The sequence below is a fragment of the Arthrobacter sp. 10T416 genome, assembly GCF_056394165.1.
In genome coordinates, this window is the sequence record NZ_JBFTHI010000007.1 from 80981 (window position 1) to 104459 (window position 23479).

At 67.2% G+C, this 23479-nt stretch carries 18 protein-coding genes; 14 read left to right on the forward strand and 4 right to left on the reverse strand.

What is annotated here, in order from left to right:
* Positions 1-30: 30 nt before the first annotated feature.
* Positions 31-1182, reverse strand: a complete 1152-nt coding sequence (locus tag AC1DBE_RS09600; protein ID WP_476878304.1) for a glutamate--cysteine ligase — start codon at positions 1180-1182, stop codon at positions 31-33.
* A 289-nt stretch (positions 1183-1471) separates the two neighbouring features.
* Between AC1DBE_RS09600 and AC1DBE_RS09605 the strand changes: the two genes are divergently transcribed.
* Positions 1472-2305 carry a shikimate 5-dehydrogenase gene (locus AC1DBE_RS09605; protein WP_476878303.1) on the forward strand — a complete coding sequence of 278 codons (834 nt, stop codon included), beginning with the start codon at positions 1472-1474 and terminating at the stop codon, positions 2303-2305.
* A 53-nt stretch (positions 2306-2358) separates the two neighbouring features.
* On the opposite strand, the gene AC1DBE_RS09610 is transcribed toward AC1DBE_RS09605, so the two are convergent.
* Complete coding sequence (locus AC1DBE_RS09610; protein WP_476970352.1) at positions 2359-3600, reverse strand: class I SAM-dependent methyltransferase; 1242 nt, start codon at positions 3598-3600, stop codon at positions 2359-2361.
* 56 nt (positions 3601-3656) lie between these two features.
* Here AC1DBE_RS09610 and AC1DBE_RS09615 point away from each other — a divergent pair, with 56 nt between their 5' ends.
* The 4 genes from AC1DBE_RS09615 (at position 3657) to AC1DBE_RS09630 (ending at position 8977) form a co-directional block, all read left to right on the forward strand.
* Positions 3657-4082: a hypothetical protein gene (locus AC1DBE_RS09615; RefSeq protein WP_476970353.1), complete on the forward strand. Its 426-nt coding sequence runs from the start codon at positions 3657-3659 to the stop codon at positions 4080-4082.
* A 658-nt stretch (positions 4083-4740) separates the two neighbouring features.
* Positions 4741-5037, forward strand: a complete 297-nt coding sequence (gene groES, locus AC1DBE_RS09620; protein WP_056737866.1) for a co-chaperone GroES — start codon at positions 4741-4743, stop codon at positions 5035-5037.
* A gap of 81 nt (positions 5038-5118) precedes the next feature.
* Positions 5119-6729: a chaperonin GroEL gene (groL, locus tag AC1DBE_RS09625; protein WP_476903095.1), complete on the forward strand. Its 1611-nt coding sequence runs from the start codon at positions 5119-5121 to the stop codon at positions 6727-6729.
* Positions 6730-6913: 184 nt separating this feature from the next.
* The gene (locus AC1DBE_RS09630) at positions 6914-8977 is read left to right on the forward strand and encodes an acyltransferase family protein (RefSeq protein WP_476903094.1); all 2064 of its coding nucleotides are present in this window, start codon (positions 6914-6916) and stop codon (positions 8975-8977) included.
* Positions 8978-9024: 47 nt separating this feature from the next.
* Here AC1DBE_RS09630 and AC1DBE_RS09635 read toward each other — a convergent pair whose 3' ends face one another.
* Positions 9025-9993 carry a DUF389 domain-containing protein gene (locus AC1DBE_RS09635; protein ID WP_476903093.1) on the reverse strand — a complete coding sequence of 323 codons (969 nt, stop codon included), beginning with the start codon at positions 9991-9993 and terminating at the stop codon, positions 9025-9027.
* A gap of 148 nt (positions 9994-10141) precedes the next feature.
* Between AC1DBE_RS09635 and AC1DBE_RS09640 the strand changes: the two genes are divergently transcribed.
* The 3 genes from AC1DBE_RS09640 (at position 10142) to AC1DBE_RS09650 (ending at position 15860) form a co-directional block, all read left to right on the forward strand.
* A complete protein-coding gene (locus tag AC1DBE_RS09640; RefSeq protein ID WP_476970354.1) occupies positions 10142-12226 on the forward strand; it encodes an acyltransferase family protein in 2085 nt (694 codons plus the stop codon).
* Positions 12227-12406: 180 nt separating this feature from the next.
* The gene (gene guaB / locus AC1DBE_RS09645) at positions 12407-13918 is read left to right on the forward strand and encodes an IMP dehydrogenase (protein WP_476970355.1); all 1512 of its coding nucleotides are present in this window, start codon (positions 12407-12409) and stop codon (positions 13916-13918) included.
* 100 nt (positions 13919-14018) lie between these two features.
* Complete coding sequence (locus AC1DBE_RS09650) at positions 14019-15860, forward strand: ABC transporter ATP-binding protein (RefSeq protein ID WP_476970356.1); 1842 nt, start codon at positions 14019-14021, stop codon at positions 15858-15860.
* A gap of 37 nt (positions 15861-15897) precedes the next feature.
* Here the strand turns inward: AC1DBE_RS09650 and AC1DBE_RS09655 are convergent, their stop codons facing one another.
* Positions 15898-16503, reverse strand: a complete 606-nt coding sequence (locus AC1DBE_RS09655; RefSeq protein WP_476970357.1) for a hypothetical protein — start codon at positions 16501-16503, stop codon at positions 15898-15900.
* 173 nt (positions 16504-16676) lie between these two features.
* On the opposite strand from AC1DBE_RS09655, the gene AC1DBE_RS09660 reads away from it, so the two are divergent.
* The 6 genes from AC1DBE_RS09660 (at position 16677) to guaA (ending at position 23334) form a co-directional block, all read left to right on the forward strand.
* Complete coding sequence (locus AC1DBE_RS09660) at positions 16677-17813, forward strand: GuaB3 family IMP dehydrogenase-related protein (protein WP_476879121.1); 1137 nt, start codon at positions 16677-16679, stop codon at positions 17811-17813.
* A gap of 92 nt (positions 17814-17905) precedes the next feature.
* Positions 17906-19657: a glycerol-3-phosphate dehydrogenase/oxidase gene (locus AC1DBE_RS09665; RefSeq protein ID WP_476970358.1), complete on the forward strand. Its 1752-nt coding sequence runs from the start codon at positions 17906-17908 to the stop codon at positions 19655-19657.
* Positions 19658-19721: 64 nt separating this feature from the next.
* The gene (locus tag AC1DBE_RS09670) at positions 19722-20210 is read left to right on the forward strand and encodes a PTS sugar transporter subunit IIA (RefSeq protein ID WP_476970359.1); all 489 of its coding nucleotides are present in this window, start codon (positions 19722-19724) and stop codon (positions 20208-20210) included.
* A 56-nt stretch (positions 20211-20266) separates the two neighbouring features.
* Positions 20267-21127, forward strand: a complete 861-nt coding sequence (locus AC1DBE_RS09675) for an SURF1 family protein (protein ID WP_476970360.1) — start codon at positions 20267-20269, stop codon at positions 21125-21127.
* Entirely contained in the window at positions 21124-21636 is a 513-nt protein-coding gene (locus AC1DBE_RS09680; RefSeq protein ID WP_476879117.1) for a DUF3817 domain-containing protein, read from the forward strand. Before AC1DBE_RS09675 ends, AC1DBE_RS09680 begins: the two co-directional genes overlap by 4 nt.
* 108 nt (positions 21637-21744) lie before the next feature.
* Positions 21745-23334 carry a glutamine-hydrolyzing GMP synthase gene (gene guaA, locus AC1DBE_RS09685; RefSeq protein WP_476879116.1) on the forward strand — a complete coding sequence of 530 codons (1590 nt, stop codon included), beginning with the start codon at positions 21745-21747 and terminating at the stop codon, positions 23332-23334.
* Positions 23335-23479 lie beyond the last annotated feature (145 nt).

Genomic DNA, 23479 nt, shown 5'->3' on the forward strand with positions numbered 1-23479 from the left:
CCGGGAGCCCGAGGAGAACCCGCAGGCTGTCTACGCTTCGGGTCCCTTGCGCATCTGGTCGACGAGGTCCAGGACGACGGCGCGCAGGTCACCGCCGTGCTCCGCGGCCACCCGGCGCTGACGCTGGTAGCCGGCGCCGCGCTCGATGATCTTCTCGACGTCGGCCAGCTCCGCGGTGCAGCCGAGCTTCGCGGCGACGGGTTCGAGCCGGGCCAGCGTCTCCCGCAGGTGGTCGGTGACCAGCTGTTCGTTGCCTTCGGCGTCGAGGATGATGATGGCCTCCAGGCCGTAGCGGGCCGCCCGCCACTTGTTCTCCTGTACGTGCCACGGCGGCATGGTGGGGATGGTGCCGCCGTTGTCCAGGATGGTGGAGAACTCGTCCACGAGGCACTGGGTGAGGGCCGCGATCGCGCCGACTTCCTCAATGGTGGCCAGGCCGTCGCAGATGCGCATTTCGATGGTGCCGAGGTTGGGAACCGGGCGGATGTCCCAGCGGATCTCGGAGAGGGTATCGATCACCCCGGTGGTGAACATGTCCTGGACGTAGGACTCGTATTCCTGCCAGCTGGCGAACTGGAACGGCAGTCCCGCCGTCGGCAGCTGCTGGAACATCAGCGCGCGGTGCGAGGCGTAGCCGGTGTCCTCGCCGCCCCAGAACGGGCTGGACGCGGAGAGTGCCTGGAAGTGCGGGAAGTAATTGACCAGTCCGTCCAGGACGGGCAGGACCTTGTCGCGGCTGTCCAGGCCTACGTGCACGTGGACGCCGTAGATGACCATCTGCCGGCCCCACCACTGGGTGCGGTCGATCAGCTTCGCGTACCGTTCCTTGTCCGTGACGGGCTGCAGCTGCGGGGGGCTGAACGGGTGGCTGCCGGCGCAGAAGACCTCCACACCCATGGGGTCGGTCACTTCGCGGACAGCGGCGAGTGAACTGTTCAGGTCCGCTTTGGCTTCCGCCACGGTGGTGCAGATGCCGGTGACGAGTTCCACGGTGTTCAGCAGCAGTTCCTGCTTGATGTGCGGGTGTTCGTCATCCTCGTTCAGTTCGGGGTGCCGGGCAGCGACGCCGCGGAGCACTTCGCCGGCCACGGAGGCCAGTTCACCGGTCTCTGCGTTGACTAGCGCGAGTTCCCATTCCACACCAAGAGTTGATTGCCCGGATGAAGCGAAATCAATCTTCATGTGGTCCCTTCGCTGTTGTGTCGCCCGCCAGTGCTGCGCGCCATGAATGCCCGGTTGTGCTGTGATGCGTGACGGCCTGAACCGACTGCCCCAATGACGGCCTGAACTGACGGTTTGTCCCCACCGTCGGCGTCGGCGTTGGCGTCCGCCGCGGAAGCGGCCTGCTGCGGCACGGCAACGGTGCTCCAAGTCTAGTGCAGGGGTGGCGGCGGACTGGCGGCCAGGTGGCGGCTGTTACGTGAGAGTGTTCACATGGGGCGGCCGCGGCGGGGTGGCGTTTAATTGTGCTGTGCCCATCCTGAATAAAGACATGACCCTGTGCATCTCGCTCTCGGCCCGGCCGAGCAACAACGGAACGCGCTTCCACAACCACCTCTACGACCAGCTGGGCCTGAACTGGATCTATAAGGCCTTCGCCCCCACTGACCTCGCCCAGGCCATCGCCGGCGTGCGGGGCCTCGGGATCCGCGGGTGTGCGGTGTCGATGCCCTACAAGGAGGACGTCATCGCCCTGGTGGACGCGATGGACCCGTCGGCACGGGCGATCGAGTCGGTCAACACGATCGTGAACGACGGCGGCCGGCTCACGGCGTACAACACCGACTACACCGCCATCGAGCAGCTGCTGCAGCGCAACGCGGTCCCCGCCGACTACTCGGTGTGGCTGCTGGGCGCCGGCGGCATGGCGAAGGCGACGGCGGCGGCCCTCCGCGATGCGGGTTTCCGGCGGGTCACCATCATCGCCCGCAACGAGGAGGCCGGCCGGGCACTCGCCGGCCTGTATGGCTTCGACTGGCTCGCGGCGATTCCCGCCACGGGGACGGGCGCCGGGGCCGCGGACATGCTCATCAATGTGACGCCGGTGGGCATGGCAGGCGGCCCGGACGCCGACGCGCTGTCCTTCCCGCAAGCCGCAGTGGACGCCGCGAAGGTGGTGTTCGACGTCGTCGCCCTGCCAGCCGAGACACCCCTGATCAAGGCGGCACGCGCGGCCGGCAAACCCGTCATCACCGGAGCCGAAGTGGCCACCATCCAGGCGCTCGAACAGTTTGTGCTCTACACCGGCGTGCGGCCCGACGCCGAGCAGGTCCGTGCCGCCGAGGAGTTCATGCGCGCCCAGTAGCGGGCCTGTAGCGGGCCTGTTTGTTTATGCGGACTCGGCTCGGGCCGTTGGGCTCAGGCGGACTCGGCTGACACCGGCTCCACCGAAATGGCCACCCGTTCCTCGCCGATCCTGGTCAGGACCAGGGTGGCCGTCTTCTTCGCCGCATTCTTGCCGGTCTTGCCGCCCGGGAGCAGCTGCTTGCGGAGTTCCTCAGGAGTGACGGCGGTGCCGCGCTTCTTGATGTCCAGGACGCCGACGCCGTTGTCCCGCACCCAGGCCTTGAGGAGCTTGACGTTGAACGGCAGCACTTCCAGGACCTTGTAAGCGCGGGCGAAGGGGCTGTCGCGCAGGTCCGGTGCGCAGATGTAGGCGATGTGTTCATCCAGCAGGTGCCCGCCCAGCTGGAGCGCGACGTCGGCCACCAGGCCGGCGCGGATCACGGCGCCGTCGGGCTCATAGAGGTAGCCCTCCACCGGGCCCACGGGGGCCTCGGGTCCGGCGTCGAAGTCCTCGGTGCTGGTGAGTTCCGCGGCGCCCTGCGGCCCCAGGACCAGCGCGGCGCGCCGGATTCCGGGCCGGCGGACCGCGTTGAACCAGAGCGCCACCTCGGTGACGTCGCCGCCCACCGAAACCCATTGGGCCTCGCAGCCGGCGGGCACGGAGGCGTGCGGCATGCCGGGGCCCATCTTCACGCCCACGGCGCGGCCCGAACCTGCCAGCGATTCCACAAAGGACAGCGGCGGCGAGAAATCTTCCGGATCCCAGAGCCGTTTGGTTCCCGAGGACGAGGTGGTGCGCCGTGCAGGGTCGAGCCAGACTCCGTCGATCCCCTCGAGCGGGACGGCGGCGGCGTCGGCGTGGACGACGGTGGCGTTCCGGAACGGGATCAGGTTCATGGTGGCGCAGGCGGCGGTGGTTTCATCGAGTTCCACGGCGGTGACCGTGATGTCCAGGGAGGCCAGAGCCATGGAGTCGGCGCCCAGGCCGCAGCCCAGGTCCGCCACGTGGGCCACCCCGGCCTCGGCGAAGCGCTGCGCATGCCGTGCAGCCACGGTCAGCCGTGTGGCCTGTTCCAGGCCGGCCCGGGTGAAAATCATCTGCCGCGCGAACTCGCCAAACTTGGCCTCGGCCTTGGTCCGCAGCCGGGACTGGGTGAGTGCCGCGGAGACCAGTTCGGGGGAGTGCCCGGCCCTCCGGAGCGAGGCGTTCAGGCGGAAAGCCTCCTCCTCCCGGTAGGGCCCGAGCGACGCGAGCAGCTCCCAGCCTTCCGGATTGAGCAGCGGGGCGATCTGGTCCTGCGTCGTCTCAGCCATGCCATCAAGCGTAGTTCAGGCGCGGAACGCCGGGCGCGACCGATAGGCTGGACGGCATGAACGGCAGGGACACAGACGACTTCGGCACGGCAGGCACCAGCGAGCAAACCGGCGGGGAGGCCGCGGCGGAGGCCGTGCGCAGCACGGGCATTGCGCGTTTTGCGCGACCGGCCCTGATCGCGGGCTGCGTGGTCGCGGTCGTGTGCGTGGCGCTGCTGGTCATCATCTTCTTTTTGGATTCCTTCAACGCGACCGTCTACTCGGTGGGCGGCAAGGACGTGAAGGACGCAACGGACGAGGCGCGGGCCATCCGTGACACCTACGCCGCAGCCAAGGTTGGCGGCATAATCTTCCTGGCGCTGGGCGCGCTGGCTGCACTCGCCGGCGGCTTCGTCCTGTACCGCGAACGCAATTCGACCCCCCGCATCGACGAGGACGACGACGGCCAGGACTGGGATTACGAGGACCTCGCCGGGGAGTAGGCGGGGCTGGGGGTGTCGGGTTCCGGCGGGTGCCGCCTACCGCCCACGATGGACATGTCCATTTTTCAGTGCCAGGAGTGGGCATGATCCGGATATGTCCACTGGTCGGTGCCACCACTGGACATGTCCATCCTTCGGCGCCAACGTTGAGCGTGCCCGCAAGTACTCCTCGGACATGTCCCTAGTTCAGAGCGGGGCCGCGATGGACATGCCCATTCTTCAGCGCCAGGACTGGGCATAACCCGGATATGTCCACTGTCAGGTCCCACCAATGAGCATGTCCATCCTTCGGCGTCAACGTCGCGCATGTCCGCAAGCACTCCGCGGGACATGTCCAGCGGCGACACGCCCCAACCGGCATGTCCATTGTTCAGAGCCAGGACTGGGCATGCGCATCGGGACCATTGGGCATGTCCATCGGCCGGCGCGAAGGATGGGCATGTCCGTCTCAGGCGTTCACCCACGACGAACTTCTGGCACTCACCTTGACCGAGTGCTAACACCTTACATAGAGTCGTCGTTAGCACTCTCCCTAGGCGGGTGCTAACACCTGAAGCTTCACCAGCCTGGCTGCTGCCGGCACCGCGACGACGGTCTGTACGCCTTGGCACCACAGCTTCAACGTCCACGAATTTGCTGATGAAAAGGAGAGGTCCGAGTGTCGGTCTCTATTAAGCCTCTTGAGGATCGTATTGTTGTCCGCCCGCTCGAAGCTGAGCAGACCACGGCTTCCGGCCTGGTTATCCCGGACTCCGCGCAGGAGAAGCCGCAGGAAGGCGAAGTTGTCGCAGTTGGCCCCGGCCGCTTTGACGACAACGGCAACCGCGTTCCCGTAGACGTCGCCGTCGGCGATGTTGTCATCTACTCCAAGTACGGCGGAACCGAAGTCAAGACCGGCGGCGTCGAGTACCTCGTGCTGTCCGCCCGCGACGTTCTGGCGATCGTCGTAAAGTAACTCTCTTGGACCCCCGCGCCGCCGCTCCGTCACTTTAGAACGGGACGGCTGCGCGGGGTTCTGTCTTGAAAGGACAAATCCATGGCAAAGCAGCTTGCGTTTAACGACGCTGCCCGCCGGTCGCTTGAAGCCGGCATCGATAAGCTCGCCAACACGGTCAAGGTCACGCTTGGCCCGCGCGGCCGCAACGTCGTGCTGGACAAGAAGTGGGGCGCCCCCACGATCACCAACGACGGTGTGACCATCGCCCGCGAAGTGGAACTGGACGACCCCTACGAAAACCTTGGCGCACAGCTCGCCAAGGAGGTCGCCACCAAGACCAACGACGTCGCCGGTGACGGCACCACCACGGCCACCGTGCTGGCCCAGGCCCTGGTCAAGGAAGGCCTGCGCAACGTAGCCGCCGGCGCCGCCCCGGGCCAGATCAAGCGCGGCATCGAGGTCTCCGTCGAGGCCGTTGCAGCCCGCCTGCTCGAGAACGCCCGCCCGGTCGAGGGCACCCAGGTGGCCAACGTGGCCGCCATTTCCGCGCAGAGCGACGAGGTCGGCGAACTGCTGGCCGAGGCGTTCGGCAAGGTCGGCAAGGATGGTGTGATCACCATCGAGGAGTCCTCCACCACGCAGACCGAGCTGGTTCTCACCGAGGGCATGCAGTTCGACAAGGGCTACCTGTCTCCGTACTTCGTCACCGACGCGGAACGCCAGGAAGCAGTCCTTGAGGACGCCCTCATCCTGATCAACCAGGGCAAGATCTCCTCCGTACAGGAATTCCTGCCGCTGCTGGAGAAGGCGCTGCAGAGCTCCAAGCCGCTGTTCATCATTGCTGAAGACGTCGACGGCGAGGCTCTCTCCACGCTGATCGTCAACCGCATCCGTGGCACCCTGAACGTCGTTGCCGTCAAGGCACCGGGCTTCGGCGACCGCCGCAAGGCCATGCTGCAGGACATCGCGACCCTCACCGGCGCCCAGGTTGTGTCCCCGGAGCTGGGTCTGAGCCTGGATTCGGTTGGCCTTGAGGTGCTCGGCACCGCCCGCCGTATCACCGTGACGAAGGACAACACCACCATTGTTGACGGTGCCGGTTCCGCCGAGGACGTCGCCGCCCGCGTCGCGCAGCTGCGCGCCGAGCTGACCCGCACCGACTCGGACTGGGACAAGGAAAAGCTGCAGGAACGCCTGGCCAAGCTGGCCGGCGGCATCGGCGTGATCAAGGTCGGCGCAGCCACCGAGGTCGAGCTGAAGGAAAAGAAGCACCGCATCGAGGACGCCGTGTCCTCCACCCGCGCCGCCCTTGAAGAGGGCATCGTGGCCGGCGGCGGCTCCGCCCTCATCCACGCCCTTAAGGCGCTCGACGAGGATCCGGCAGTCCAGGCGCTCGACGGCGACGCGGCAGCTGCCGTGGGCATCGTCCGCCGGGCACTGACCCAGCCGCTGCGCTGGATCGCCCAGAACGCCGGCTTCGACGGCTACGTCGTCGTCGCCAAGGTGGCCGAATCCGCCGTCAACCAGGGCTTCAACGCCAAGACCGGCGAATACGAAGACCTGATCGGCGCCGGTGTCATCGACCCGGTCAAGGTCACGCGTGCGGCCCTCCGCAACGCGGCGTCCATCGCGGCGCTGGTCCTCACCACCGAAACCCTCGTGGTGGAAAAGCCGGCCGAAGAAGACGAGCACGCCGGACACCAGCACTAAGGTTTCCGCGCACTCGCTAGGCGCAAAAGAAGGACCGGACCAGCACTGCTGGTCCGGTCCTTCTTCCGTTTGCGGCCCGTCCGTCCGAGTCCTGCCCTGGGCGGACCACCGTCATCCGGGCTCCGCGTCTACCCCGGACGGTATAGTTGCGGTTGCTATCTTGAGTATTTTTTGGGGGTTTTTCATGTCCGGAGCGGTAAGTGTTGTGTCCCCGCGCGAACCCAGGGCCGGTAGGCGTCGTGCCCCGGGACGCAAATACAGGCCGGAGATCCAGGGGCTGCGTTCGCTGGCCGTCCTGATGGTTGCCACCTATCACGTCTGGTTCGGGCGTGTGTCCGGCGGCGTCGATGTCTTTCTCCTAATCTCCGCGTTCCTGATGACGCTGCAGTTCGTGGGCCGCTACGAAAGCGGCTCGCCTATGGCCCTGCTGAAGCACTGGCTGCACCTCTTCCGGCGGCTGCTGCCCGCCGCGGCCGTGGTCATCCTGACGACTCTGCTGGCCAGTTACGTGCTGCTGCCCCGAACTCGCTTCCCGGACGTCGTCGCTCAGAGCTGGGCGTCGTTGTTCTACGCCGAAAACCGCGTACTGCAGGCGGAAGCCGTCAACTATTACGCGGCGGACCATGCCCTGGCCAGCCCACTCCAGCACTTCTGGTCGCTGTCGATCCAGGGCCAGATTTTCATCCTCTGGCCCCTCATCTTCGCCGGCACTGCCGTGGTCGCGCGCAAATACGACCTCCGGTACCGCGCGCTGCTCGCTTACATCTTCGCGGCCATCTTCCTGGTCTCGCTGACCTACTCGATCGTTTACACGGCCACCAACCAGTCGCAGGCATATTTCGACACCGGAGCGCGTCTCTGGGAATTTGCGCTCGGCACGCTGCTGGCACTGTTCCTGCCGGGACTGTCGTTCTTTTCCCGCAGGCTCCGCGTGGTCCTCGGCTGGGTGGGCGTCCTTGCGATGGTCAGCTGCGGCTTTATCCTCGACGTGGAAGGGGCGTTCCCGGGCTTCGTGGCACTGTGGCCCACACTGGCTGCCAGCTGCGTCGTCCTGGCAGGACAAACGAACAGCCGCTGGGGTATCGACCGCTTCCTCAGTTCCAAGCCCCTCGTCAAACTGGGTGACAACTCGTACGCCCTGTACTTGTGGCACTGGCCGGTTCTCGTGTTGGCCCTGACCTGGAGCGGCAAGGAACAGGCGGGCTGGCTCTCCGGCACCCTGATCATCGCCACATCCCTCGGACTCGCCTTCCTGACCACGCGCTTCATCGAGCGCCCGTGGCGGTCATGGGCATGGCCGGAAGTCCGACGACGGCGGGCCGCCCTCGCGGTCGTGCTGTGTCTCGCCGTGGTCGCCGTTCCCCTGTCCGGCGTGCAGCTCCGGCAGCACCTCCAGGCGCAGGCAGTTATGTCCGAATCGGCACGGAACAACCCCGGCGCCATCGCGCTGCTGCCGGGTTTTGTCAGTGCAGCCGACAGCGACGCCCCTGCATTGCCCCTGCCCGAACAGCTCAAGAACGATTGGGCCGGCCTCGGCAACCGCTGTACAGGTGACCTCGAGCCGGAAGACCATTCACTCAAGGGCAACTGCTCGCAAAACTCACTGTCCGGCAAACCCACCAAGACCATCCTCGTGCTCGGGGATTCCCATGCCCAGCAATGGCAGGCAGCCATCGATGCGGCCGGCAAGCAGAACGGCTGGCGTGTGTACTCGATACTCCGGGCAGGCTGCCGCTACTCGATCTCCGCCCAGGGGCGTTCGATTCCGTGCGACACGTTCAACGCGGCTGTGACGGAGGAGGTCACCGACAATCCGCCGGACGCCATCATCACCGTGGGAACGGCGGCGGCGGTTTCCTCCCCGGCGGAAAAACTGTCCCCGTCCTTCGAAGCAACCGCAAGGTTCTGGACGGAACGGCACGTGGACGTCGTGGCCATACGTGACAACCCGCGTTTCAATTTCAACATTGCCGAGTGTGCGGCCGAGAAGGGGAGTGCCAGCCCGGACTGCGTGCGCGCCCAACGCGACGTGCTCGCGGCGAAGAGTCCCCTCTCGGCGCTGCGGGGCAAAATACCTGGGCTGTCGATCGTGGACATGACGGATCTGATCTGCGACGGAAAGTCATGCCCGGGCATCGTCGGGAACACCTTCGTCTACAAGGACAACAACCACCTGACCAGAACCTACGTGGCCTCCATGGCCACTGTCTTCGGCCAGCGTCTGTCCGAGGCGACCGGCTGGAAGTAACGTCCCTTCAGGGCTTCAGGGCTTCAGGGCTTCGGGGACTCAGGGCCTCAGGGCCTCAGGTGGTGTGCGTTGGGCTGCAGGGCGCCTGCGGCAGCCGGCGGCCGGCGTTTGGCGATGAGCCGGTAGAAGACCAGAACCGCCACTGCGGAGACCACAATCCCGGCAAGGTTCACGAACAGCTGCAGGGCCGAACCAGCCGCCTTCTGGTACTCGCCCAGGACCAGGGCCACCGCCACAAAACCGGCCGCCGGGACGGTGGTGACCGAGATGAACACGCCGATCAGGGCTGCGGAGCGCCGGCCGATTACCGACAGCATCCCCGCGGTGCCCGCCAGCAGGGCGACGATCAGCGAGTAAGGTCCCGGGTGGTAGATGAACTCGACGGCGGAGCCGCGGTCCAGGGCATCGGCAGGGAAAAGCCCCAGCGGAACGGAAAGCCACGCGGTGAAGGCCGCGGCCAGCATGGCCACGGGAAAACCCACACCCAGAGCGAGCGAGGCGCTGCGTCCCAGCCGCCACTGCCGCCGGACGAGGGCCACTGCCAGCGCGGCGAGCGGGCCGAATTCGGGGCCGACGGCCATGGCACCGACGATTGCGATGGTCGAATCGGTGACGATTCCGATCGCGGCCAGCTGCGTCGCCAGCGCCAGGAACGCCAGGAAGCTCCACGTCAGCCGGGATTCCTCCCCGGTCTGCCGCGAGACCTCGTCCCAGATCACCGCATCGGCGCCTTCCCCGGGCGCCGCCTCCACGGCCTTGTCCGCCCGATCGGACAGCACCAGGTCAGGGGTGGTGACCGAGATGGACCCGACGTCCTGGACGTTGAGGCCATGAAGCTGCTCGATCAACGCCTCGACTGATTCCCGGGCCGCCAGGACCAGGACGACGTCGCCGGCCGGCACCACCGAGGCGCCCGGGTGCAGGGCAACCTCCGCGACGCCCACCCCGGCGGAGCAGCAGTCCACCACCGCGGCGGAAAGCTTTTCCGGCACGCAAATCCGCAACTGGACGATCACTGGGCGGCCTCCTTCGACTCGTAACAGACTAGCCCCGCGGCGGCCGCCGGGACGCGTCGCCGGACCGTCCCGGGCGCCGCGGCGATTGGCGAAGAAAATTACGTTTCGGTAACATTGATGCTTTGGACGCCGGCCCGAGGAAACCCCAATGTCGAACGAGCGAATCACAGCCCGCCCGCAACATGCGGCGGCCGGTTCCCCCGCGAGCCGGAAATCGGACTACCGCCCCGAAGTGCAGGGCCTGCGCGCCCTGGCAGTGCTGATGGTGGTGACGTACCACGTGTGGCTGGGCCGGGTCTCCGGCGGCGTGGACATCTTCCTGCTGATCTCCGCCTTCCTGATGACCCTAAGCTTCGCGCGCAAGGTCGAAAGCGGGAAGCCGCTGCGTCTCCTGAACCACTGGCTGCACCTGCTCAAACGGCTGCTGCCCGCCGTCGTCGTGGTGGTCCTCGGCGTCCTGATCGGCACCTGGGCGATCCTGCCCGCCAGCCGCTGGTCCGACATCCTCGACCAGGCCTGGGCTTCGCTGCTCTACCGGCAGAACTGGCTGCTCGCGGACACCGCCGTCGACTACTACGCCCAGGACCACTCCGGCGCCAGCCCGCTGCAGCACTTCTGGTCACTGTCCATCCAGGGCCAGGTGTTTGTGCTCTGGCCCCTGGTCTTCGCCGGGGCGGCCCTCCTGCGCCGCGCGCTGCTCCGTTGGACCCGCCTGGACGAACGGCAACTGAACTACCGCGTGTTCCTGGCGGTCGCATTCGGTGCCATCTTCGCCGTTTCCCTGGCCTACTCGGTCCAACAGACAGCCAGCAACCAGGCCTACGCCTACTTCGACACCCGCGCCCGGCTCTGGGAATTCGCGCTGGGGTCACTGCTGGCCCTGGCCCTGCCCTATCTGAAACCGGGCAAAATCGTGCGGCTGGTCCTGGGCTGGGCCGGCCTGGCCGCGATGCTCTCCTGCGGACTCCTGCTGACCGTGGACCGGTCGTTCCCGGGCTTCATCGCCCTGTGGCCCACCCTCGCCGCCGCCGCCATCATCGTGGCCGGCCGGAGCAGCAGCCGTTTCGGCGTCGACCGGCTCCTGACCTTGCGGCCGCTGGTGGCCCTCGGGGACAACTCCTACGCCCTGTACCTCTGGCACTGGCCGCTGCTGGTTCTGGCCCTGGCGGGCATGGGCATCACCGCGCCCGACCTGTGGCAGGGGCTGGCCATCGTCGCCGCCTCGCTGGTGCTGGCCGTGCTCACCACCCGGTTCGTCGAGAAACCACTGCGCGAGTGGCACTGGCCGCAGCGCCGTGCCTGGCGCACCGCCGTCGTGATCGCCGCCTGCGGTGCGCTGCTGGCGGGCCCGGTCACCCTCTGGCAGAGCCACATCGTGGCCGACGAGGCAGCGGCAGCAGCCCAGCCGAAGGAACTGACACCGGGCGCTGCCGTGCTGGCCCCGGAGAACGCCGGGAAGCCGACCCCGGAGGCGAAGATCATTCCCGCGCCGGCAGCCATGAAGAACGAATGGGCTGACATCGACGGCCTGTGCACCGGCGGCAACGTGCCCACCGATCCGCTGCTGCAGGGCTGCCTGCAGAACAGCCGGCCGGACAAGGTCACCAAGAGGATCGTGGTGCTCGGCGACTCGCATGCCCAGCAGTACATGGCCGCGCTGGGGCCCATCGCCAAGAGCCACGGCTGGGAAGTGGTGACCCTGCTCAAGGGCAACTGCCGCTTCGGCGGTGACTCTCCCGAACGGGATGCGGACTGCAACGCCTTCAACAAGGCCAGCTCCAACTACGTCCTCGAACACAAGCCGGACGCGGTATTCACCGTGGCCTCGCTGACCCACAAGGACGCGCCGTTCGAGACGGAGGTGCCGCAGTACCTCGAGGGCATCAAGCCGCTCACCGACGCCGGCATCGATGTGATCGGCATCCGCGACAATCCCCGGTTCACCGTGAACATGCCCGAGTGCGTCCAGAAGAAGGGCGCCGACGCCGCCGACTGCAACGTCCCGCTGGAGGAATCGCTGGCCGCGTCCTCGCCGCTGGACGACTACCGCGGCAAGGTGGCCCGGCTGCACCTGATGGACATGAGCGACTTCATCTGCGCCAACGGGACCTGCCCCGCCGTCGTCGGAAACGTTTACGTCTACAAGGACGACAACCACCTGACCAAGACCTACGTCCAGAGCATGATCCCCATGTTCGAAAAACGCCTGCTGGCCGCCACCGGCTGGAAGTGACGCAGGGCGTCCCCCGGCCGCATGCCGTTGCTCACATTCGCGGCGCGGAATAGGGGGATCGCCGGCTAGGTTCTACTATTTATTCAACACTTCTGCACAGGCCACGCCCGTAATGACGGGCTGGTCATCTGCTGCAACCCCTACCCGTGAACCCAGAAACCCAAGGTAAGAGGCGCACTCATGACCCAGCCCGAACACGACCCCTTTGGCTTTGTCGGCCTGACCTACGACGACGTCCTGCTCCTGCCGGGGCACACCGACGTCATCCCCTCCGAAGCTGACACCTCCTCCCGGATCTCCAAGCGCATCACGGTGAACACGCCCCTGCTGTCCGCCGCGATGGACACCGTCACAGAGTCGCGGATGGCCATCGCCATGGCCCGCCAGGGCGGCCTCGGGGTGGTGCACCGGAACCTCTCCATCGCCGACCAGGCGGACCAGGTGGACCGGGTCAAGCGCAGCGAATCCGGCATGATCACGAACCCGCTCACCATTGGCCCCGAAGCCACCCTCGCCGAACTCGACGAGATCTGCTCGCACTACCGCGTCTCCGGCCTCCCCGTGGTGGACGAGGGCATGAAGCTGCTGGGCATCGTCACCAACCGCGACACCCGCTTTGTCCCGGAAACCGACTTCCCGATCCGGCTGGTCAGCGACGTGATGACCAAGATGCCCCTGATTACCGGGCACGTCGGCATCAGCCGCGAGGAGGCCTCGCACAAGCTGGCCACCAACAAGATCGAGAAGCTTCCGCTCGTCGACGAGCAGGGCAGGCTCAAGGGCCTCATCACCACCAAGGACTTCACCAAGGCCGAGCAGTACCCGCTGGCCACCAAGGACGAGGAGGGCCGGCTGCGCGTCGGAGCCGCCATCGGTTTCTTCGGTGACGGCTGGGAGCGGGCCATGGCCCTGATCGACGCCGGTGTGGACGCATTGTTCGTCGACACCGCCAACGGACACTCACAGGGCGTCCTGGACATGATCCGCAGGCTCAAGTCCGATCCGGTGGCTGCCCACGTGGACATCATCGGCGGCCAGGCTGCCACCCGTGAAGGCGCCCAGGCGCTCATCGACGCCGGCGCCGACGGCATCAAGGTGGGCGTGGGCCCGGGCTCCATCTGCACCACGCGTGTGGTGGCCGGCGTCGGCGTCCCGCAGATCACCGCCATCTACGAGTCCGCCAAGGCTGCCATCCCGGCCGGCGTTCCGCTGATCGCCGACGGCGGCCTGCAGTACTCCGGCGACATCGGCAAGGCCCTCGTGGCCGGCGCGGACACCGTGATGCTCGGCTCCCTGCTGGCCGGCTGCGACGAGTCCCCGGGCGACCTGATCTTCGTCAACGGCAAGCAGTTCAAGCTCTACCGCGGCATGGGTTCGCTCGGGGCGATGCAGACGCGCGGCAAGAACACGTCCTACTCCAAGGACCGCTACTTCCAGGCCGACGTCTCGGGAGACGACAAACTGATCCCCGAGGGCATCGAAGGCCGCGTGGCGTACCGCGGACCGCTCGCCTCGGTGGCGTACCAGCTGGTCGGCGGCCTCCGCCAGACCATGTTCTACACCGGCGCCCCGACCGTTCCGGAGCTCAAGGCCCGCGGGAAGTTCGTCCGGATCACCCCGGCCGGCCTGAAGGAATCCCACCCGCACGACATCCAGATGACGGTGGAAGCGCCGAACTACGGGTCGCGCTGACCCGCGAGAAGGCTGGACAGGCAGGCCATGGGGATTTTCTCCCCGTGGCCTGCCTGCGTTAACAGCGGACCTGCCCGCGACCCGGAACTAGGCTGGGACCATGTCCGAACTCCTGCCCGCGCGTGAGCCCCGGCGCAAACTGGCGCTCCGGCCCTATGCCCGGGCTGTCGCGCAGGTGCTGCGGGTCAGTTTCCGGGCCTCACCGGCCGCCGTCGTGATGAAGGTCCTGGGCTCCCTGATCTCGGCACTGCTGCCGCTGGTCACCACCTACTTCGCCGCCCTGACGACGACGGCGCTGGCGGCCGCCTACGCGGGCAATGCCACCGCCGGGCAACAGGCCATCGTCTATGTCATCATCACCGCCGCCCTCGGCCTCTTCTGGGGAGCGTTCAGCAGCGTGGACCGTTACATCCAGCAGCTCATGAGTTTCCGGGTCGGCGCGATCGTCGGGGACCTGATGTACGAGCGTTTCCTGGCCCTGGACTTCTGGCGCTATGACGACAAGGAGACGGTGGATCTCTACGACCGCGCCAAACGCTTCTCGGATTCCTACGCCCGCGTCCTGGACCGGATTGCCGCGATCTTCACCCAGCTGGTCTCTGTGCTTCTGGCGATCGGCGCGCTGCTGCTGGTCAGCTGGTGGATCGCCGCGATTGTCCTGGTGGCGATCGTGCCCAGCGTCTACCTGCAGTTCAAACTCTCCCGCGAGCAAATCGCGCACTGGAACACCCAGGTCGACTCCCGCCGGCAGCGCCGGATGATCGAAACAAACCTCCTGCGCCCGCAGCACATCGCCGAAATGCGGCTGTACGGGATCGTCGGCTACCTCATGGGGCTGCGTTCCCGGCTGCGGGACGCGGATGAAAAACGCCGGCTCGACTTCCAGAAGCGCTACATCCCCAAGCAGCTTGCCGCCGACGCCCTGCAGTACGGCGCCGAGGTGGTCTCGCTGATCTGGGTGGTCGGCCAGATCATCGCCCACGCCCAGCCTGTGGGCCAGTTCCTCTACGTCCAGCAGATCGTCAGCCGTGCCCTGTCCACCGCGAACAGCCTGGTTTCCTCGCTGAGTTCCATCGATGAGGATCTTGCCAACCTCAAGGACTACGAGCTGTTCATGGCCCTGCCCGTGCACTCCAGCCACGCCCCGCCTCTGCTGGCGGCACCCGCAACGGTGGAGCTGCGTGACATCCGCTTCACCTACACCGGCAGCGACCTGGAAGTGATCAAAGGGATCTCGCTGACCATCCGGCAGGGCCAGCACATTGCCATTGTCGGGGAGAACGGTGCCGGCAAATCCACCCTGATCCGGATCCTGGCCGGGCTCTACCGGCCGGATTCAGGCCAGGTGATGCTCGACGGCGTGGACCTCGCCGCCGTCGACGTGACGTCCTGGCACCGCCACCTGGCGGTGCTCAGCCAGGAGTTCCTCAAGTACGAGTTCGCTACGGCGGCGGAGAACATCTTCTTCGGCGACGTCGACGCGGCGCGTGATGACGGTCGGGTCCGCCGTGCCGCCGCCGACGCCGAGGCGCTTGAGTTCATCTCCAGGCTGCCCAACGGGCTGGACAACCATGTCAGCAACTGGATGGAGGATCCCCGGGGCCGGAAGGGCAGTGGTCTCTCCGGGGGTCAGTGGCAGCGCCTGGCGATGGCCCGGAACTTCTACCGCGACGCGGCGTTTATGGTGATGGACGAGCCGACGTCGGCAATCGACGCCCTGGCCGAACACCGGATCTTCACCCGCCTCTTCGCCGACCGCAGCAGCACCATCATCGCGATCAGCCACCGGCTGGCCACCATCGAAAAAGCGGACGTGGTCTACATGCTCGAGGACGGCAGGATCGTGGAACAGGGCACGCACCGGGAACTGGTGGCGCTGCGCGGCCGGTACTTCCGGATGTTCGAATCCCAGCTCAGCGTGGACGAGGCCGAAGGGGCCTGACTGGTTGCGCGGCCGGGTTCTAGGGCGCGTCCGCGGGCTACGACGGCGTCACAGTGGTCCGCACGCGGGCCAGGCTGGGAGCGGCGGGAACGCTGCTGAAACCGAAAGTGACCGGGGGCAGGACGGCGGCCAGCGACCCGGCGTCGGCCCCGCCCCAGCTCACACGGGCCGCCCCGATGTGGTGCAGATCCGTCACACCGTAGTACTCGGTGCGTCCACCCTTGGCGGCGCCGGCGGTGCGGGCTCCGGGGCTGATCCTGGCAGCGACCGGGTTGACGGCCCGCAACCACAGCGGGTGTACGGCCACCGGGCGCGGGACCAGGCGCACTAATGCGCCCAGTCGGGTGCGGACGCCGACGGCGGCCCGGACGCTAAGGGGCCCGGCGTCGACGGTGAGCTGCCCTCCCTCGTGGGAGGCCGCCACATCCACGACGCGGCTCTCGTCAAAGTTGTACACCGAAGCGATGAAGTCACAGGTCTCGGCGGTCGGGGCCAGGAGAATCCGGCGGCCCGAGGGCAACTCCACCATGGCGTCGGCGAAGGGCCCGAAGGGGGACTGCTGCCAGAGGCCGAGCACCGCCCGCAGCCCGGATTCTGTTCCCAGCCCGGCGATGTGGCCTTCGAAGATCCACCCTTTGCCCATGCCGCCAGCGTACCTGCCGCGCGGGCCCTTCCGCGTTGGCCCTTCCGCGTTGGCCCTTCCGCGTTGACCCTTCCGCGTTGGCCCTGCCCTGCGGCCGGGCGGCCCGGAGCCCCGCGAACCGCGGCGGCAGGAGAGAAATGCCGGCTCGCGGCAGGGTCAAGTAAAGTGGGCACGTGACTTACGAGATTGAGATTGGCCGTGGCAAGCGTGGGCGTCGTGCCTACTCCCTGGACGACATTGCGATCGTCCCCAACCGACGTACGCGTGATCCCAAGGACGTCTCCGTCTCCTGGCAGATCGACGCCTACAAGTTCGATATGCCCGTCATCGCCGCCCCGATGGATTCCGCGATGTCGCCGGAAACCGCCATCGCCCTCGGCAGGCTCGGCGGTCTCGGCGTCCTCGACCTCGAAGGGCTCTGGACCCGGTATGAAGACCCGCAGCCTGTCCTGGAGCAGATCGCTGCCCTCGAGGACGAGACCAACAGCCCGGCCGTCACCCGTCGGATGCAGGAGCTCTACCAGGCCCCCATCCAGCCCGAACTGATCACCTCGCGGCTCGCCGAAATCCGCGCCGCCGGGGTGACCGTGGCCGGCTCGCTGACACCGCAGCGCACCCAGGAGCACTACAAGACCGTGCTGGCCGCCGGCGTCGACATTTTCGTCATCCGTGGCACCACCGTCTCCGCAGAGCACGTCTCCAAGGACCACGAGCCGCTGAACCTCAAGCAGTTCATCTATGAACTCGACGTCCCGGTGATCGTGGGCGGGGCCGCCGGCTACACCCCGGCCCTGCACCTCATGCGCACCGGCGCCGCCGGCGTCCTGGTCGGCTTCGGCGGCGGAGCAACCACCACCACCCGCCGCGCCCTGGGCATCCACTCGCCGATGGCCTCGGCCATCTCCGATGTTGCCGCCGCCCGCCGCGACTACATGGACGAATCCGGCGGACGCTACGTGCACGTGATCGCCGACGGCGGCATGGGCACCTCCGGTGACATCGTCAAGGCCATCGCCATGGGCGCCGACGCCGTGATGCTCGGCAGTGCCCTGGCACGCGCCGAGGAAGCCCCCGGCAAGGGCTGGCACTGGGGCCAGGAGGCCCACCACCTCGAACTGCCCCGCGGCGACCGGGCCAATGTCGGCACCGTCGGGCCGCTCGAAGAGGTCCTGTTCGGTCCGGGCCACCACACCAACGGCACCTCGAACCTCATCGGGGCGCTCCGCCGGTCCATGGCGACCACTGGCTATTCGGACTTGAAGGAATTCCAGCGCGTCGACGTCGTCGTCTCGCCCTACGCCGGAAACTAAGCCCACCTCCGGGCTGCCCGGAACCCTGCCCAACGGCTGAACTTGGAAGTAGTGTGGTGCACTACGAGGTTTGATCCGGACGGAGGCGTGAGATGAACAGTTTTCCCGGTGGTGCTCCTTTGGCGGGCGGCGCGCTCGGACCCGCGGAACGCGAGGCGTCCCTCGCGGTGCTCAAGGCCAGCGCCCAGCCCGGCAAGGAACTGGACATCCTGATTGTTGGCGGCGGAATCGTCGGCGCCGGTGCTGCCCTGGACGCCGTGACCCGCGGCCTCAGCGTCGGCATTGTCGAGGCCAACGACTGGGCGGCCGGCACATCGTCCCGGTCCTCGAAACTCATCCACGGCGGCCTGCGCTACCTGGAGATGCTGGACTTCGCCCTGGTCAAAGAGGCCCTGCACGAGCGTGGCCTCATCCTCTCCGTCCTGGCCCCGCACCTGGCCCGGCCCGTACCGTTCCTCTACCCGCTGACCAAGCGGTTCGTTGAACGGCCCTACGTCGGCTCCGGCATCGCCCTTTACGACGCGATGTCCATCACCGGCGGCCACGCCCGCGGCGTCCCCTTCCACAAGCACCTCAGCCGGCGCGGCACCCTCCGGGCGGCTCCAAGCCTCAAGGACGACGCCTTCGTCGGCTCCATCCGCTACTACGACGGCCAGGTCGACGACGCGAAGTACGTCGCGAACCTCATCCGCACCGCCGCCTACTACGGCGCACACGCGGTCAACCAGATGGCTGTGGTGGACTTCCTGCGCGAGGGCGAACGCGTGGTGGGCGCCAAAGTGGTCAACCACGAAGACGGCTCCAGCTTCAACATCCGCGCCAAGCAGGTCATCAACGCCACCGGCGTCTGGACCGACGAGACCCAGGCGATGGTCACTGACCGGGGCCAGCTCAAGGTGCGCGCCTCCAAGGGCATCCACCTGGTGGTGCCGCGGGACCGCTTCCAGTCCACCGTGGGCCTGATCCTGCGGACCGAGAAGTCCGTGCTGTTCGTCATCCCGTGGGGCCGGCACTGGATCATTGGCACCACCGACACCGACTGGCACCTGGACAAGGCCCACCCCGCGGCGTCGAGCAAGGACATCGACTACATCCTCGAACACGTCAACAAGGTGCTCAAGCGGCCCCTCACCCGCGAGGACGTCGAGGGCGTCTACGCGGGCCTGCGCCCGCTACTCGCCGGGGAAAACGACTCGACCGCCAAGCTGTCCCGCGAACACGTCGTCGCGCACCCCGTCCCGGGCCTCGTGGTGGTGGCCGGCGGCAAGTGGACCACCTACCGCGTCATGGCGAAGGACGCCGTCGACGAGGCGACCCGCAGCATGGACGAACGGGTTCCGCCGTCGTGCACCGAGTCCATTCCGCTGCTGGGCGCCAGCGGCTTCAAGGCGGCGTGGAACAAGCGCAACCGGATGGCGGACGAGACCGGCGTGCACGTGGCGCGGATCGAACACCTGCTCAACCGCTACGGCTCCATGGCCCCGGAAGTGCTGGCCCTCATCGGGGAGAACCCCGAGCTCGCCGAGCCGCTCCCGGGTGCAGACGACTACCTGGCCGCCGAAGCCGTCTATGCCGCCAAATACGAAGGCGCCCGCCACGTCCAGGACGTCCTGACCCGGCGGACCCGGATCTCAATCGAAGCGTGGGACCGCGGTGTGTCCGCAGCCCCGGTAGTCGCTAAACTGATGGGCGAGGTTCTCGGCTGGAGCGATGCGCAGCGCGAGAGCGAAATCAAGCACTACCTGGCCCGGGTCGACGCCGAACGGCTGAGCCAGGAGCAGCCGGACGACGAATCCGCCGACGCCGCGCGCCTGGGCGTTGAGGACATCGTTCCGCTGCGCTGACCGGGCGCGCCGCACGGCGCACCACCCGCCGGCCCGCGCTGGCGCCACATCGAAGGGATACCTCTTGGCGGAACCACTGGACCGGTACGATGCCGAGCTCACCACACCGCAAATGGTGATCCTGGAGCTGGACGCCAAGGACAAGTACGACGCCGCCGCGCAGCTCGCGCAGCGGATGTATGAGGCCGGCCGGATCTCCGATCTGGACGGGTTCCTCGGCAGCGTCAACGCCCGCGAGCACCAGCTGGCCACCGGGCTTCCCGGCGGTGTTGGGCTGCCCCACGCGCGCAGCGAGTTCGTCTCCCGCACCTCGATCGCGGTCGGCATCACCAAGTACGGCAGCGCCCTGGACTTCGGTGCTGCCGACGGGCCCGCCACGATCGTCCTGCTGATCGCCACCCCCGCGAGTTCCTTCTCCGAGCATCTGGAAGTGCTCGCTACCCTGGCCCGCTCCCTGTCCAAGGAATCGTTCCGCGAATCACTCCGCCGCGCCTACGACTCCGAAGTGATTTCGGAACTGATCAATTCCAGCCTGGTGTTCTTCGACCACTGAGATTGGGGCAACGGTCCGTTTCGTTGTTCTACACGCGGACGAAGTACGGTTAAGGGGTGCTGAAAACCGCCCTCAAACCCCGCTGGATCGCAGGCCTCGTGTTCGCGATCGTGATCTCGGGGGTCTTCGTGCTGTTGAGCCAATGGCAATTCGGCCGCTCAACGCAGTCCGAGGCGCCGGTTTCCACGGGTACCGAGGACCTCCGGCCTTTGACGGCGGTCCTGGCGCCGGGGCACTTCTTCCCGGGCACAGTGGCGGACCAGATGGTCACAGCCACCGGCCACTATGACGCGAAGAAGCAGGTCCTCGTGGCCGGCCGGGTCAACGGCGGCACCAAGGGATACTGGATAGTTTCCGCCTTTGCCGTGCAGGGCGCCCCTGCCCTGACGGGAGCCGGAGCCTCGCCGCAGACCTGGATCCCGGTCGCGCGGGGCTGGGTCGCCGATCCCGCCGACGCGACGCCACCGCCGTCGGGCGCCCTCGAACTCACCGGCAGGCTGATCCCGTCGGAAGCGCCGGTGCCCAACACCGACGCCGGCCCCGGGCGGGCCACCGCGGTGTCCGTCGCCGAACTGATCAACCTCTGGGACGTCAGCAGCTACCCGGGATTTGTCGCCGCCAGCGCCGAGCGGTCCGGCAGCGCCGACGTAGCCGTCTCGGGTGCCATCAAGCCCCTGAAGATCGGCCCGCAGCCGCCCGCGACGACGGTGAACTGGCTTAACCTCTTCTACGCCGCGGAATGGGTGGTGTTTGCCGGCTTCGCCCTGTTCATCTGGTGGCGCCTGGTCAAGGATGACTACCGCCGTGGCCTCGAGGACGCCCAAGACGAAGAAGCCGCCCGCCGCTCCGCCGGAGACGGTCCCCACAACGCAGATTCCCCCGAAACCGAACCAACCAATCCGAGAGTGCAATCATGATCGAGCCCCAGCCGGCCATCCAGCCGCAGCAGTCCAACGGAACGGGAACCCCCGGCGGCAAAAAGCGCCGCTTCGGCGGGACCGAGGCGCAGATCCGCTCCGCCCTGAAGTTCTACAAGGTCCTGGCGTACCTCACCGGGTCCATGCTGCTCCTGCTCTGCGCGGAGCTGGTGGCCCGCTACGTCTTTGGCCAGTACCTCTTTGCCGGCGGCACCAACGCCGTGACCGGGCAGGCCTTCGGCTTCGGGTTCGCCGACGCAGAGCCCCCGGGAGTCATTGGCGGGGTCAACGTCTCCATCGCGGTGCTGATCGTGCACGGGTGGATGTATGTGGTGTACCTGATGTCCAACTTCCGGCTCTGGTCGCTGATGCGCTGGCCTTTCGCCAAGCTCATCATTCTGGCCCTCGGCGGTGTGGTGCCGTTCCTGTCCTTCTTCGTGGAGAAGCGGTTCCACGCCGAGGTGGACGCGGAACTGGCCGCCAACCCGCAGGCCCCGCAGCGCTACTGACCGGTAGCGCCGCCGGCCCCTGGTTGCCGGCGGCGCGCAGGCCTGTGAGTTCGCTTACGGGAGGCTTTTCGATGTGCGGGGACCGGCGCCGCAAAGTAGGCTAGTACAGTGACCACTCCCACTGCATCCCAGACGTCCCAAAGGCCGGTGCTGGTTGTTGACTACGGTGCCCAGTACGCGCAGCTGATTGCCCGCCGCGTCCGGGAAGCGAATGTGTATTCGGAAGTCGTTCCGCATACCTACAGCACCGAGCAGCTGCTGGCGAAGAACCCGTCCGCCATCATCCTCTCCGGCGGACCCTCGAGCGTCTACGCCGAGGGTGCCCCCAGCGTGGGGGCGGACCTGTTCGAGGCCGGCGTCCCGGTCTTCGGCATCTGCTACGGCTTCCAGGCCATGGCCAACGCCCTCGGCGGCAAGGTGGCCCGGACCGGTCTGCGCGAGTACGGCGCCACCGAGACCACCACCATCGGCGAAGGCCGTTCCATCCTCGAGGGAATGCCGCAGCACCAGAGCACCTGGATGAGCCACGGCGACTCCGTGCATGAGGCCCCGGCGGGCTTCGAGGTCCTCGCGACGACGGCCGGCGCCGACGTCGCCGCTTTCGCCAACGAGGAAAAGTGCCTCTACGGTGTCCAGTGGCACCCGGAGGTGAAGCACTCGGCGTACGGCCAGGAAGTCCTGGAGAACTTCCTCTTCAAGGGCGCCAAGCTCGAACCGAACTGGACCACCGGCAACATCCTTGAGGAGCAGGTCGCGCGGATCCGCGAACAGATCGGCGACTCCCGGGTGATTTGCGGCCTCTCCGGCGGCGTCGACTCCGCCGTGGCCGCGGCCCTCGTCCAGCGTGCCGTCGGCGACCAGCTGACGTGTGTCTTCGTCGACCACGGCCTGCTGCGTGAAGGCGAGGCAGAGCAGGTGGAGCGCGACTTCGTCGCCGCCACCGGCGTCAAGCTGTACGTCGCCAACGAGCAGGAGCGCTTCCAGGCCGCCCTCGCCGGCGTCAGCGATCCCGAAACGAAGCGCAAGATCATCGGCCGTGAATTCATCCGCGCCTTCGAGGAAGCCGAACTGGCGATCATCGCCGAGGCCGCCGCCCATGGCGAGAAGATCAAGTTCCTCGTGCAGGGAACCCTGTACCCCGACGTCGTCGAATCCGGCGGCGGCGAAGGTGCGGCCAACATAAAGAGCCACCACAACGTGGGCGGCCTTCCCGAGGACCTGCAGTTCGAACTGGTCGAACCGCTGCGCGCCCTGTTCAAGGACGAGGTCCGCGCTGTCGGCGCCCAGCTCGGCCTGCCGCAGGAAATCGTCGGCCGGCAGCCCTTCCCGGGCCCGGGACTCGGCATCCGGATTGTCGGCGAGGTCACCAAGGAGCGCCTGGACCTGCTCCGCAAGGCAGACGCTATCGCCCGCGCCGAACTGACCGCCGCCGGACTCGACAACGAGGTCTGGCAGATGCCCGTCGTGCTGCTGGCGGACGTCCGCAGCGTCGGGGTCCAGGGCGACGGACGCACGTACGGCCACCCGATCGTGCTGCGCCCGGTGTCCTCCGAGGACGCCATGACGGCCGACTGGTCCCGGCTGCCCTACGAGCTGCTTGCCCGGATCTCCAACCGGATCACCAACGAGGTGGACGGCGTGAACCGCGTGGTGCTGGACGTTACCAGCAAGCCGCCGGGAACCATCGAATGGGAATAGCGTAGTGAATGGCCGGTCTCCTCGGAGGCCGGCCATTTTCTTTGCCACCGGCGCTCCGGAACTGCCAGGCCTTCTGACAGGCCGGGGTAATTTGAGCCACGAATTTGGCGTGCGCCAGTGTTGCGGCCCCGCACTGGCCCCGGAT

Bases quoted from the DNA above. Each gene is read 5' to 3' on its own strand.
- AC1DBE_RS09610 (WP_476970352.1), bottom strand. From the start codon at position 3,600: ATGGCTGAGACGACGCAGGACCAGATCGCCCCGCTGCTCAATCCGGAA.
- AC1DBE_RS09640 (WP_476970354.1), top strand. From the start codon at position 10,142: ATGTCGAACGAGCGAATCACAGCCCGCCCGCAACATGCGGCGGCCGGT.
- AC1DBE_RS09615 (WP_476970353.1), top strand. From the start codon at position 3,657: ATGAACGGCAGGGACACAGACGACTTCGGCACGGCAGGCACCAGCGAG.
- AC1DBE_RS09680 (WP_476879117.1), top strand. From the start codon at position 21,124: ATGATCGAGCCCCAGCCGGCCATCCAGCCGCAGCAGTCCAACGGAACG.
- AC1DBE_RS09650 (WP_476970356.1), top strand. From the start codon at position 14,019: ATGTCCGAACTCCTGCCCGCGCGTGAGCCCCGGCGCAAACTGGCGCTC.
- AC1DBE_RS09600 (WP_476878304.1), bottom strand. From the start codon at position 1,182: ATGAAGATTGATTTCGCTTCATCCGGGCAATCAACTCTTGGTGTGGAA.
- AC1DBE_RS09655 (WP_476970357.1), bottom strand. From the start codon at position 16,503: ATGGGCAAAGGGTGGATCTTCGAAGGCCACATCGCCGGGCTGGGAACA.
- groL (WP_476903095.1), top strand. From the start codon at position 5,119: ATGGCAAAGCAGCTTGCGTTTAACGACGCTGCCCGCCGGTCGCTTGAA.
- AC1DBE_RS09630 (WP_476903094.1), top strand. From the start codon at position 6,914: ATGTCCGGAGCGGTAAGTGTTGTGTCCCCGCGCGAACCCAGGGCCGGT.
- guaB (WP_476970355.1), top strand. From the start codon at position 12,407: ATGACCCAGCCCGAACACGACCCCTTTGGCTTTGTCGGCCTGACCTAC.
- AC1DBE_RS09665 (WP_476970358.1), top strand. From the start codon at position 17,906: ATGAACAGTTTTCCCGGTGGTGCTCCTTTGGCGGGCGGCGCGCTCGGA.